The 12081-nt window shown below is 42.1% G+C and carries 10 protein-coding genes; 8 read left to right on the plus strand and 2 right to left on the minus strand.

The annotated features are described in order from the left end of the window. Positions 1–1034 precede the first annotated feature (1034 nt). The gene (locus E4U82_RS11735; RefSeq protein WP_135110376.1) at positions 1035–1919 is read right to left on the minus strand and encodes a MurR/RpiR family transcriptional regulator; all 885 of its coding nucleotides are present in this window, start codon (positions 1917–1919) and stop codon (positions 1035–1037) included. A gap of 152 nt (positions 1920–2071) precedes the next feature. Between E4U82_RS11735 and E4U82_RS11740 the strand changes: the two genes are divergently transcribed. After that, positions 2072–3454 carry a 6-phospho-beta-glucosidase gene (locus tag E4U82_RS11740; RefSeq protein ID WP_135110377.1) on the plus strand — a complete coding sequence of 461 codons (1383 nt, stop codon included), beginning with the start codon at positions 2072–2074 and terminating at the stop codon, positions 3452–3454. Between the two features lie 190 nt (positions 3455–3644). On the opposite strand, the gene E4U82_RS11745 is transcribed toward E4U82_RS11740, so the two are convergent. Continuing rightward, positions 3645–4769, minus strand: coding sequence for a CAP domain-containing protein (locus E4U82_RS11745; protein WP_135110378.1), 1125 nt, complete (start codon positions 4767–4769; stop codon positions 3645–3647). Between the two features lie 491 nt (positions 4770–5260). On the opposite strand from E4U82_RS11745, the gene E4U82_RS11750 reads away from it, so the two are divergent. The 7 genes from E4U82_RS11750 to ectA all read left to right on the plus strand — a co-directional run bounded on the left by E4U82_RS11750 (position 5261) and on the right by ectA (position 12062). Continuing rightward, positions 5261–6436 (plus strand): hydroxymethylglutaryl-CoA synthase, encoded by a 1176-nt coding sequence (locus tag E4U82_RS11750; protein ID WP_135110379.1) that lies wholly within the window; start codon positions 5261–5263, stop codon positions 6434–6436. A 162-nt stretch (positions 6437–6598) separates the two neighbouring features. After that, entirely contained in the window at positions 6599–6865 is a 267-nt protein-coding gene (locus tag E4U82_RS11755) for a hypothetical protein (RefSeq protein ID WP_135110380.1), read from the plus strand. Positions 6866–6954: 89 nt separating this feature from the next. Next, positions 6955–7944 (plus strand): NAD(P)H-quinone oxidoreductase, encoded by a 990-nt coding sequence (locus E4U82_RS11760; protein WP_135110381.1) that lies wholly within the window; start codon positions 6955–6957, stop codon positions 7942–7944. 541 nt (positions 7945–8485) lie between these two features. Continuing rightward, positions 8486–9301 carry a transporter substrate-binding domain-containing protein gene (locus E4U82_RS11770; RefSeq protein ID WP_135110383.1) on the plus strand — a complete coding sequence of 272 codons (816 nt, stop codon included), beginning with the start codon at positions 8486–8488 and terminating at the stop codon, positions 9299–9301. 320 nt (positions 9302–9621) lie between these two features. Continuing rightward, positions 9622–10281: an amino acid ABC transporter permease gene (locus E4U82_RS11775; RefSeq protein ID WP_135110384.1), complete on the plus strand. Its 660-nt coding sequence runs from the start codon at positions 9622–9624 to the stop codon at positions 10279–10281. Beyond that, complete coding sequence (locus tag E4U82_RS11780; protein WP_135110385.1) at positions 10281–11003, plus strand: amino acid ABC transporter ATP-binding protein; 723 nt, start codon at positions 10281–10283, stop codon at positions 11001–11003. The genes E4U82_RS11775 and E4U82_RS11780 overlap by 1 nt, the downstream gene beginning before the upstream one ends. Positions 11004–11531: 528 nt before the next feature. After that, entirely contained in the window at positions 11532–12062 is a 531-nt protein-coding gene (gene ectA, locus E4U82_RS11785) for a diaminobutyrate acetyltransferase (RefSeq protein WP_135110386.1), read from the plus strand. Positions 12063–12081 lie beyond the last annotated feature (19 nt).

Genomic DNA, 12081 nt, shown 5'->3' on the forward strand with positions numbered 1-12081 from the left:
GCGTGCTCATTAATTATATAGAAGGTATCGCGTAAGTGGTACATTTATTTGTCATTTGATGGTACATTTCTTGTCATTCGGTGGTAAATAACATGTCACTAGTGGTACATTTTGTTGACCGTAATCAATGGAACGGACAACATCATAGTGGTTACGGAATCATGGAAACTGGATACGTTTCTCTTTAACTTCTATAATAAAAAGTGGTCAAGAAATATTGACCACTTTGACCACAATTTGACCACAATTTGACCACATCAAAAATATTTATTATTAGTTATCATGAGTTATCACAAAACAAAAACCTTGTTAAATCAATGTTTTCATCACTTCATGATAATAAATTAATCTTATGCTTTTGCTTGACAGGCATGAGGTCGGTGGTTCGAGCCCACTCGGAATCATCCTACCAGGTATGACATCACTTGTTCAGAAGTGGTGTCATATTTTTTGTCATACGGTCTTCAAAAATTTCACCCTCATACGCCCCCAAACGATCATTTCTTTCGATTATAATAGTGAGACACCTTATTTTTTGAAAATAGAACGATGTCTCTTTACCCTATAATCGAAAGAAAGTCGGGTTTGGGGGCATTTGTTTCAGAAAAGATTGTTTCTTACGGGTGGGAATTAACTCTTGATGGGAACGAAACGATTAATTGTATACGTAAAACAAATATACAACTGAAGGGTATACGTAAGTGACATATACATTATTAAATATCAACCAAATATGCCGACAAACATTGCAACGGCCGATTGGTCGCCTGTCATGAAGGTGGATACAGCACAGCTTATGTGCCGTTTTGCACACTACGGGTGATTGAAGCATTGCGCGAGAAGCACAGTGCTGTGGAAGACCCGTTTGATCTGGGATTCCATGAAGGGCCGATTTATCCGCCACCAAACGGAAGCTGTTCAGTGGGCGATTGAGGTTCAATCGGATTATTGGAATCTGTGATGGGCTGTTTTGGTGGGATAAGTGGACATATCAACCGAATGTTAATTCTTAGTTAGCCACATTTTATAACCGTTTATACGTTATCGTGACCGCCTTCTTCCATCACTTTATTAGAGCTAGTTCGGTGATCGTAATATTGGGAAATGCGGATTTTATATTCGAGATTATTTTTATAGTCTTTGGAAAATACAGTTGCATAGAGTACATCCAACAGGAAAGAGATCGAACCATTCGAGCTGAAACTGCCTATTTTTGAAAACAATTTTTCCCGAGTGGTTATTCTAAAAATACAGTCGGCATGTTTTGTTAAGGTATTGTTTCCAATACTTGTTAAAGCAATGATCGGCGTTTTTCTTTTCTTTAACATTGGTAATAAGCTAGTAATGGTTGATGTTTCCCCGGTATAGGAGATAACAATCGCACATGTATTTGAATTGCAGTTGGCCGCTTCATGTCCAGGATCAACCGAAACGAGATTGACCTTTTTGCCAATTCGAATCATCTGTGATTTAAAATCATGACAGATGAGCAGGTTGTTGTTCAAAGAAAATATTTTTATTTCTTCTGCCTGATTCAGAAGGTCTGTTGCCTTTTGTAATTCATCATTGTTTATGAGAGATAATGTGTCACTAATGGTCATTTGATTCAATAAAGCCATTTTGTTCGCAATGGTTATTTCATTGTCGCGTTCATTAAATGGGAAATTCGCATCGATATCATTAAAGTGACTGTTTAGATAGTCAATTTCCTCCAAAAATATATTTTTTAGCTCAATCCAGCCATGATAGCCAAGTTTTTTGGCAATTCGTATTAGCGTAGAGGGATGGGTGTACGTCTGCTCAGCTATTTGTTTGGCTGTTTTATCTTTAATATTCTCCCGCTCATCAAACATATAATGAATGATTGCTTTTTCAGATGGAGAGAACATATCGTCTTTCATTTTTTCCGTTAATAACATATCAATCACCACCTATAGTATATCCGTTGTAAATCGCATTTACAAAAATAACGTTTTTTTGTAAATGATTTGTAAACAGTAAATGATAATGGCTCCGTTCCCTTGTTTGTTGCTTCTGTTGTTTTACAATAGAAGTAGAGGAGGAATGATGTATGTCAAAAGGTGTAAAGATTGCAACCATTGGCGGAGGAAGCAGCTATACTCCGGAATTGATGGAAGGATTTATTAACAGATATGAAGAACTTCCAATAAGCGAAATTTGGCTTGTTGATATTGAAGATGGCAAGGAAAAACTTGAAAAAGTTGGCAAAATGGCCCAAAGAATGTGGGATGCCTCCCCTTATGATGTAAAAGTCCATTTAACATTAGACCGACGTGAGGCATTGAAAGATGCTGACTTTGTAACAACGCAATTCAGGGTTGGTTTATTAGATGCCCGGGTAAAAGACGAACGAATCCCTTTGTCCCATGGTATGGTGGGACAGGAAACCAATGGAGCCGGGGGAATTTTCAAAGCGTTCAGAACGATTCCGGTTATTTTAAGCATTGTGGAAGATATGAAAGAATTATGCCCGAATGCCTGGTTAATCAACTTCACGAACCCGGCTGGAATGGTTACGGACGCCATTATACGCTATGGTGAATGGGAAAAAGTTCTTGGTTTGTGCAATGTTCCGGTTGGTGCCATGATGGCTGAATCGGAATTAATTGGAAAATCCCAGGATGAACTCGTTTATGCTTTTGCCGGTATAAACCATTTCCATTGGCATCGTGTCAAAGATTTACAAGGGAATGATGTGACTTCCGAAATCATCGATAAAATGTACAGTAACGATTCGGGAATACCAGCAAATATCCATGATATACCATTCTTTATCGAACAGCTGAAACAGATGAATATGATTCCGTGCGGTTATCATCGTTATTATTACCGAACTGAAGAAATGCTGCAGTACATGCTCGAGGAATACAATGATCCGAATGTTGGTACAAGGGCCCAACAAGTGAAACAGACGGAAGCGGAATTGTTTGAGTTGTATAAAAATCCCGATTTAAATTATAAACCGGAACAATTAGCAAAACGCGGTGGTGCCCATTACTCGGATGCCGCTTGTGAAACCATTGCTTCCATCTATGCAAATAAAAATACCCACATTGTCGTTTCAACCAAGAATAATGGTGCTGTTCCTGATCTTGCTCCGGATGATGTTGTCGAAGTTTCTGCCTATATCGGGGCTACAGGTGCAAGGCCAATTGCTTTCGGTTCTTTTCAATCGGCTGAAAGAGGTTGGTTGCAATTAATGAAGAACATGGAACTGTGTGTGGAAGAAGCAGCAGTAACCGGTGATTACGGTTTGGCTTTACAAGCATTTACCATCAATCCGTTAATCCCAAGTGGTGAAACGGCAAAACGCGTATTGGATGAACTGTTAATTGCCCATAAGAAATATTTACCACAGTTTGCGGGGAAAATTGCGGAATTGGAAGCTGCTGGTGTTACCGTTGCAGATGAAGTGGCCGGAACTTTGAACTAAAAACGTAATTCCATATATAGAGGCGTCCTAAAATAAATTTAGGGCGCCTCCTATTTTATGACTTCATTTTTACTTAAAATCGGATAAGTAATAAGAGGTGGAGGAGGAGCCTACATGATTAAATTAGTGTCAACGGATATGGATGGTACAAATGATTCGGGTTATGCGCTGAATCATCGACAAAATTCGATCATTGTGTCAAATAAGTCTCCGTATAAAAAGGCTGTCCATCATCCTGCAGTGCCACACCAACCGCCATTAGTCGAAAATCATCATGCAAAATGTTTTTCCGGTGCCCTTTTGAATTCATCAGCCCTTGATGCGCATAGATGCTGCTTGGCTGACCAGCAGCTAAATTTTCGCCAGCCATTCGAAATTGAACGCCATCAGCTTCCAGGCGGTCGAACGGTGATTCGCCCTCCGGATTTGTATGACTGAAATAATTTTGCTCGGCCATATCCTGACTGTGGTTGAGCGCAGTTGACTGGGCTGGATCATGCCAATCGAGAATCGGTTGTTCGAACTTTGCCCGGGCAGCGTTGGTTAGATCAAATAATTGGTATTCCAATCCCTGTCTCAATTGATCGCTTGGCTCTGCAAAAAATGCTTCTTTCTGCTTTTCCATTTCTTCAGATATAATTTGAATGGCCGCGATCTGCTCATTTCGATGTTCATCATAAAAGAAGGTGATATAATTGCCATCCAGCTTGAACGTATCCTGTTCCTGGTTATTGTTGATCTGATAACGGGTCAGCCCTTTCTGAATCGATTGAATCGGCTCACCATAAGCCTTTCTTACCTCTTGCTTCGTATTATCAAGTGTGATGCCTCCTTTTGAACGAAGCAGATCCTGATTTGTATACAAACCAGTGACTTGATCATTGTTATTAAAGGCCACCATTACAAAGTTTTGGTAATGGTCATGGTACGTATGCCATTCTGTATGGTATTCATTTGGCGTAACTCTGGCTGGTTCACCGAGCACTGATTCTACATCTTTTTTTTCATCTGTCACTTCAATATTATGGATGGAAAAGGATTGTTCTGTTGGTTCAGCTAATTCAGGGGATGGGACAGATGGACTTTCTTCAGCGCCTTCAAACTGGTCAGAAATGAAACCTGCGACGTATTCGATTGAATGACCAATATATGTGATTAGCGTATCAACGGATTCGCTGTTACGTATGTCATGAACATCCTGCTTCATTTCATCCCATACACCGCTTGCACCATCCTGTTTATAATCATCGGCATAGACGAACCATAACAGGCCGGCAACAAGTATTAACAAAAGAATCGTTCTGATTTTCGGCAAAATCTCACTCCTATCATTTGTTTTGCCGTGGATGTTTATCTTTTGTACATGCTGGATATTTTCGCTTGTTACCCCGTTTGTTCAATGATAAATGACAAATGCCCTCACCTGCTTCCATATCAGGGCAACAGGAAATATCCTCTAAACCCTATTATAACGCTTTTGCTATCCATATAGCCAATGCATCTACTTAAAACGAATACAAATTCATTCTATGTTAATGGAGAAAAGTAAGTTTATGTTATAATGTGATGGATGATATTCAAACGATAAAACACTCAAAATCTTTTTCAAGCGTGAATCATGAATGAGGTAATTTTGCGGTTATGCCGGATAGTAAAATCTATACCTATACAGACTGCCTAGCGATGGAAGATGATTATTTTCAGGAGAAATTTTTACTGAATGAACCATTGTTTGAAAAAACATCTTTAAAAACTGCATGATTTACGGTGAAAATGATGAATTTGTTAAGGAAAAGGAGAAGTATCTTGAAAATAGGAATTGATAAAATAGGTTTTTATGCACCACATTTATATGTAGATATGATCGAACTGGCTGAGAAGAGGGGCGTGGATCCGGATAAATTTACAATCGGCATCGGACAGGATAAGATGGCAGTCGCTCCAATCACACAAGACGCTGTCACGATGGCAGCCAATGCTGCATCAGACATTCTTGACGATGCTGATAAACAGGCGATTGACTTTGTCATATTCGGTACTGAGACAGGGGTCGACAGTTCCAAGTCGGCGGCGGTTTATGTGCATGAGCTGCTTGGCTTGAATCCATATGCCCGGGCGATCGAAGTGAAACAAGCATGCTATGGGGCGACAGCAGGCATTCAAATGGCAAAAGCGCATATCGCCATGAACACGGACAGCAAGGTGCTTGTACTGGGTTCGGACATTGCCCGCTATGGTCTGCATACATCCGGTGAGGCAACACAAGGAGCAGGAGCGGTTGCTTTATTGATCAGTGCGGATCCGCATATTATGGCCCTAGAAGATCAAAGCGTTTATTTCACCGCTGACGTGATGGATTTCTGGCGTCCGGTCTATTCCGATAAAGCTTTTGCAGACGGCAAGCTTTCCAACGAGCAGTATATCGCGTTTTTTTCCAAAGTCTGGGAACAATACAAGGCGAAATCCGGTCTGGGTTTTGAAGACTTTGAAGCGATGACGTTCCATCTGCCGTATACGAAAATGGGCAAAAAGGCTCTTAACCCCGTTTTGGATGAAACGACAGAAGACGTGCAGGAACGGCTGAAATCGAATTATCAAATCAGTACCGGCTATAACCGGAATGTCGGCAATATTTATACCGGTTCACTTTATTTAAGCCTGCTTTCGCTGCTTGAACAAAAAGATGACCTGCAGGCGAGTGCGCGGATTGGTATGTTCAGTTATGGTTCTGGAGCAGTGGGCGAATTCTTTACAGGCATTCTGCAAAATGACTATCGGAACTATCTGTGCATCAAACAGCATAGTGCGTTGTTTGCATCAAGAAGAGAAGTAACGGTTGAAGAATATGAGGCTATTTTTGAAGAAACACTGCCAACGGACGGAGCCAGAGTCGAACTGGACGTCAAAAATGACCCGGCAGAAATCTGTCTTGCAGGTGTGACCGCGCATAAACGGCAGTATGTGAATAAGTCAAACGGATGAGGACTTTGCAGCCGTCAGCTAAATAAAAACTGGCGGCTTTCCTGTGGTCAGCAATTTTTCGAATTGTTAACCGGCTTACCATTTAGTGGCCATGAGTTGATTGCAGAAAAGGTGTCATTTGTTTACCGGTTTTTGGACACGCTATGAACAGGTGATGCAACGATGAAAGCAAGCGAAATGGAAACAAAGCGGTTTGACAAAGCGCTGGATGAAATTCTTGATTTATTCAATAATCTTGAGGAAGATAAACCGGTTATTCAGTTTGACACGGGGGTCCTTGAAAATATTGAACGTGCTAAACGAAAGTATGGCAGTGATATAGTCGATGAAAAAATCAATACCGTCGTACACGAAATGCTTTCCTGGCTTGACCTTGATGATGTTGAAACAGAGGAGGAAGAAGAGGATAATACCAATACTGAGGAATAATCGATAAAAACAAGTAGATTGCTGACCGCATGAGATTATGACATGCTTAATAATTGAAAAACGGTTGATTTATGAAGGGGGACGTGTTCATGAAAGGTGTTATCGTTGAACAGCCAGGCGGTCCGGAACAGTTGCATGTGACTGAACTAATCGCTCCAGAATCCGAACAGGGGGATTTGCTCATAAAGGTTCATAACGCCGCCGTGAACCGGACAGATATCATGACAAGGGAAGGCAAGTCAGGCTATGCCAAGAGTCCGGTCATAGGAATTGAAGTGGCCGGCACTGTTGTTGATGCAAATGGCAGCGGAACTTTTTCAGCCGGTGACAGGGTTATGGGGCTCGTCAATGGTGGCGGGTATGCTGAGTATGCGATTATGCCGGCTGAGCGCGCGATGCGTATTCCGGAAAATTTGTCGTTTGCAGAAGCGGCTGCCATTCCTGAAGTTTTTCTGACAGCCTATCAGACACTCTATTGGCTCGGCAAACTGCAAAAACAGGAGACCGTCTTAATTCATGCCGGTGCCAGTGGCGTCGGAACGGCTGCTATTCAAATGGCTAAACAGCTTTCAGATGCCAAAGTGATTGTAACTGCCGGATCAGAAAGAAAACTCAATTTCTGTCAGGAGCTTGGGGCTGATGTTCTGATTAACTATAAAGAGCAATCATTCGATGAAGAGGTGTTAAAAGCGACTGACGATAGAGGGGTTGACCTGATCCTTGATTTTATCGGTGCGGATTACTGGGATAAAAATCTTGCCAGCATTACACAAGGCGGGCGCTGGGTGTTGATTGGTGTACTCGGTGGTGGTGAAGTATCGGACGTAAACCTGATGGCGATCATGGCCAAATACATTCAGCTGACCGGCACATTATTGACCCCAAGAAGTGATGCCTATAAAGCAGACTTGAGCAATGAATTTGCGGGGGTCGTTCTGCCGCATATGAATGACGGAACAATTCGGCCGATTATTGACAGCGTGTATCCGCTTGAACAGGTAACCGAAGCCCACCAACATATGGAGGATAATCAAAATATCGGGAAGATTCTTCTTGATACGGATGCTGATGAATCATAGGAAAGAGTCGAGAAGCCGCAAACCTGCGTAAGGGGGCGCGGTTTTTTTATCCCACAAAAACGAACACCAGTTTCTTTTCGTGGGTTGATGTGGTATAATGCGAACAAAAGTTCCGAATGGTGGTGTTTGGTATGGATCGTTTGCTTTTCAGGTCGATACAGACCCGGCGGAAGCTTGAAATGATATACCTTAGTGCCGATAATCAAACGAGCTATCGAGTGATTCGTGTGACGGGGGTTAATGCGCATACAGTGACAGCGTATTGTTTCACGCGCAGGCAAATAAGAACATTTAAAAAGGATAATATATTATCAATCGGACCTGTTAGGGTAGGAAAACCAGGTGCTTAATGGACGCGTTGGGAGTAACAAATCCCCAGCATTTCGCCGTAATTCTTATTATACGCTTGTATAACCGCCTGTAAACGGCCTAATTTAAAACTGCGGCCTGAATATCAGTGGATAATCAATTTTCGAAAAAGTGCGTTTACTGGTAACATTGTCTTATGGTAGAATAGTAGAAACTTTGGGAGGGGATTTGTGTGATTCGCCAAAAATGGAAACAATGGAGTGCTTTTTTAATTTTTTTTAGTTTGATTAGCTTGCTGGCTGCTTGCGGATCCGGGGGAGATGCAGAGACTTCGGGTGATTCAGAAAGCGGTTCAGAAGAAGGAAGCAATCTGAAAGACACCTATACGGTTGCCACTGACTCATCTTTTGTACCATTTGAATTCAAGGAAGATGGTGAGTATGTCGGGTTTGATATCGATCTGATCAATGCTATTGCAGATGAAGTCGGGTTTGACATTGAACTCGAAGTCACCAATTTTGACGGTATTATACCAGGTTTACAGACAGGTTCATTTGATATTGCGCTAGCCGGAATTAGTATAACTGAAGAACGGGCGAAGAAGATTGATTATAGTGAACCTTATTATGAATCCGGTTTGGCAATTGGGGTTCAAAAGGATAATGACGAAATTAAAGACATCGAGGATCTCGAAGGCAAGACAATTGCCACCAGACTTGGTTCAACAAGTGCAGCCTTTATCGATGAAAATATCGAGAATGCTGAGGCTAATCAGTATGAGCAGCTCGACCAGGCTTATTTGTCAGTGGAAAATGGCAGCACGGATGCTGTCTTGTATGATGCACCGAACGTTAACTATTATATCCAGACTACTGGTGACAACCTGAAAGTGGTTGGTGATCTCTATCAGGCCGAGGATTACGGTATTGCCATCTCCAAGGGCCAGGATGAATTGGTGACAGCCATTGACGATGCTTTAGCAACATTGAAGGAAAATGGCACATATGACGAAATCTATGAAGAGTGGTTCGGTAAAAAACCTGAATAGTCATAACGGGCAGCATGTATGAAAATCAAAAACCTGGAAGAACTAAGGCTTATCCCGCATCTAACTGACAGTAAGACCACCGTTTCAGGACTAAGAGGTAAAACCAGATAGGACAGACGGGGATCAAACTGTCAGTAAATGCCCGCTTCTGTTTGGGCCTGCACGATGCAGGTCACAAAGGTGTTGCCACAGGATGTGGCGTTTTTAGCCTTTGTTCCTTACTTTCAGTGGGAAGTAAAGAGCTCCCCACTGATTGAAGTTTCACTTTATCGCCATTAGTATTGATAGGTCTTAGTTTTTTTGGTTCATGGAGTGATTGGATGATAGGACGATTTAATTGGGCAGGAGTTATTGACTTTTTGCCGCAATTAATGACTGGTTTATACTATACATTATTGATATCTATTGTCGGACTTGTGATTGGCTTTATCCTTGGCGGAATCTTTGGATTGGGACGTATTGCTCAAAGTAAAGTGATTAGCAGTATTTCTGTTGTGTATATTGAAATCATCCGCGGTACGCCCGTCCTGGTGCAGGCCATCTGGATCTATTATGCGCTCCCGCTTATCATTGGAACTGAGCTGGGATCAGTCACAGCCGGGATCATTGTGATTGCCCTGAACTCAGGCGCATACATTGCGGAGATCGTGCGGGGCGCCGTCCAATCAATTGACAAGGGCCAGATGGAAGCAGGCCGTTCGCTCGGACTTAATCATGGACAGACTATGCGCTATATTATTTGGCCACAGGCATTCAAACGGATGATCCCGCCGCTCGGCAACCAGTTTATCATTAGCATTAAGGATACGTCACTGTTATCCGTTATACTTGTTCCGGAGCTCATTTTCCAGGGACGTCTGATTGCAGCCAATCATTTTAATGCCGTTGAAATCTACACGACGGTTGCTGTTTTCTATCTCGCTATAACACTGACGTTATCCTTTGTTCTGCAGCGAATGGAAAGGAGACTGGAAACCTGATGATTACCGTTAAGGATTTGCACAAAACGTTTGGCGATAATGAGGTTTTGAAAGGAATTGACTGTGAGATTGAACCGTCTGAAGTGGTCTGTGTTATCGGTCCAAGCGGCTCCGGGAAAAGCACATTCCTTCGCTGTTTAAACATGCTGGAACCGGTCACGGGCGGTGAAGTCATTGTTGATGGGTATAATCTGAATGACCCAAAGACGGATATTAATATGGTGCGGACAGAAGTAGGAATGGTTTTCCAGCAGTTTAATCTGTTTCCACATAAGAAAGTAATCGAAAATTTGATGCTTGCACCGCAAAAAGTACGCAAAATTTCGGATGATGAAGCGCACGAACGTTGTCTGAAATTGTTGGAAAAGGTCGGCTTGGCTGATAAAGCCGATCAGTACCCTCAATCATTGTCGGGCGGACAGCAACAGCGGGTAGCGATTGCCCGTGCGCTGGCAATGGAACCGAAGATGATGCTGTTTGACGAGCCGACGTCTGCATTGGACCCTGAACTCGTTGGCGAAGTGCTGGAAGTCATGAAACAACTGGCCAATGAAGGGATGACGATGTTTGTGGTCACACATGAGATGGGCTTTGCCCGTGAGGTCGGTGACCGGGTTCTGTTTATGGATGAAGGCGTGATCGTTGAAGAAGGTGTTCCGGATCAAATTTTTTCCAATCCGCAATCAGAGCGGACGAAAGAATTTTTGAATAAAATTTTATAGTACTCATTTTACATTGCAAGGAGGCAGGCGTATTCAGCCTGTCTTTTTGAATAGGCAGGAAAGTATATAGTCTGAGGCATACCACGGTGTCGTTCACTGTGGTATTTTTAAATAACCTCTTTAAGGTCAAAAATCAAGCTGGTTCATCCCCCTTTATTTGTGAATGTCCATCAATTTCCACTTATTTGGAAGCTTTTTTTAATATATCCCGGTTCATTATGAGCAGAACGTGATTAAGCATGTTTAACGATACGAAATGCCATTTAATCCGTTTTGACTAAAATGATTTTTCTATTTATTCTTATAAGTGCGTGTTCAAAAAGGAGGATGAAAAGGACCGAGAAGTTCGAGGCGGTGTAGTTTTGAGCAACGGAATGTATGCATTTAGATACATGAGTAGCGCAAAAACAAGCCAACGAAGAAATTCGATGCGTCATTTTTACCGGACTTTTTTGAACAACTTCTATAAAGAATGTTTTTTTAAGAACTCTGGGAGGTGGAATCATCTTAAACAGCAGTAATGGTGTCATGACGAAAACAAAGGAGCAAGAAGGGGAACTAAGGTTTAGCAAGCCGACAAAAGATGATGGAGCAGAAGTATGGGAATTGATTAAGCATACCGGCGTCCTGGATCTTAACTCATCCTATAGCTACCTTATGTGGTGTGAAATATTTTCCGAAACGTCCATCGTGGTTGAACGAGAGGGGAATACAGTAGGTTTCATTTCGGGATTTATCCATCCTGATCAGCCGGAGACATTATTTATCTGGCAGGTGGCTGTCAACGAGTCAGAACGCGGAAGTGGGCTCGCAACCAGGATGCTCTATCATTTGCTGAAACGCGAGGGCTGCGGGGAAGTGAATCATGTGGAGGCGACCGTTTCCCCATCAAATACAGCATCACAGCAATTGTTTAAAGGACTTGCGAAAAAACTGCGTACAAAATGTGTTATCCATGACTATTTTACTTCCAATGACTTTCCGAAAGAAGGTCATGAGGACGAACTATTGTTTAAGATCGGTCCTATTCAAAAAGAAAAAATTTTAGTGGAAGGGTGAAATTTTGACAACAACCGTA

Source organism: Lentibacillus salicampi, assembly GCF_004565465.1.
GTDB lineage: Bacteria > Bacillota > Bacilli > Bacillales > Amphibacillaceae > Lentibacillus > Lentibacillus salicampi.

Coding starts and splice junctions, on each gene's coding strand:
- E4U82_RS11735 (WP_135110376.1), bottom strand. CDS start 1,919: ATGTTATTAACGGAAAAAATGAAAGACGATATGTTCTCTCCATCTGAA.
- E4U82_RS11740 (WP_135110377.1), top strand. CDS start 2,072: ATGTCAAAAGGTGTAAAGATTGCAACCATTGGCGGAGGAAGCAGCTAT.
- E4U82_RS11755 (WP_135110380.1), top strand. CDS start 6,599: ATGAAAGCAAGCGAAATGGAAACAAAGCGGTTTGACAAAGCGCTGGAT.
- E4U82_RS11760 (WP_135110381.1), top strand. CDS start 6,955: ATGAAAGGTGTTATCGTTGAACAGCCAGGCGGTCCGGAACAGTTGCAT.
- E4U82_RS11775 (WP_135110384.1), top strand. CDS start 9,622: ATGATAGGACGATTTAATTGGGCAGGAGTTATTGACTTTTTGCCGCAA.
- E4U82_RS11780 (WP_135110385.1), top strand. CDS start 10,281: ATGATTACCGTTAAGGATTTGCACAAAACGTTTGGCGATAATGAGGTT.
- ectA (WP_135110386.1), top strand. CDS start 11,532: ATGACGAAAACAAAGGAGCAAGAAGGGGAACTAAGGTTTAGCAAGCCG.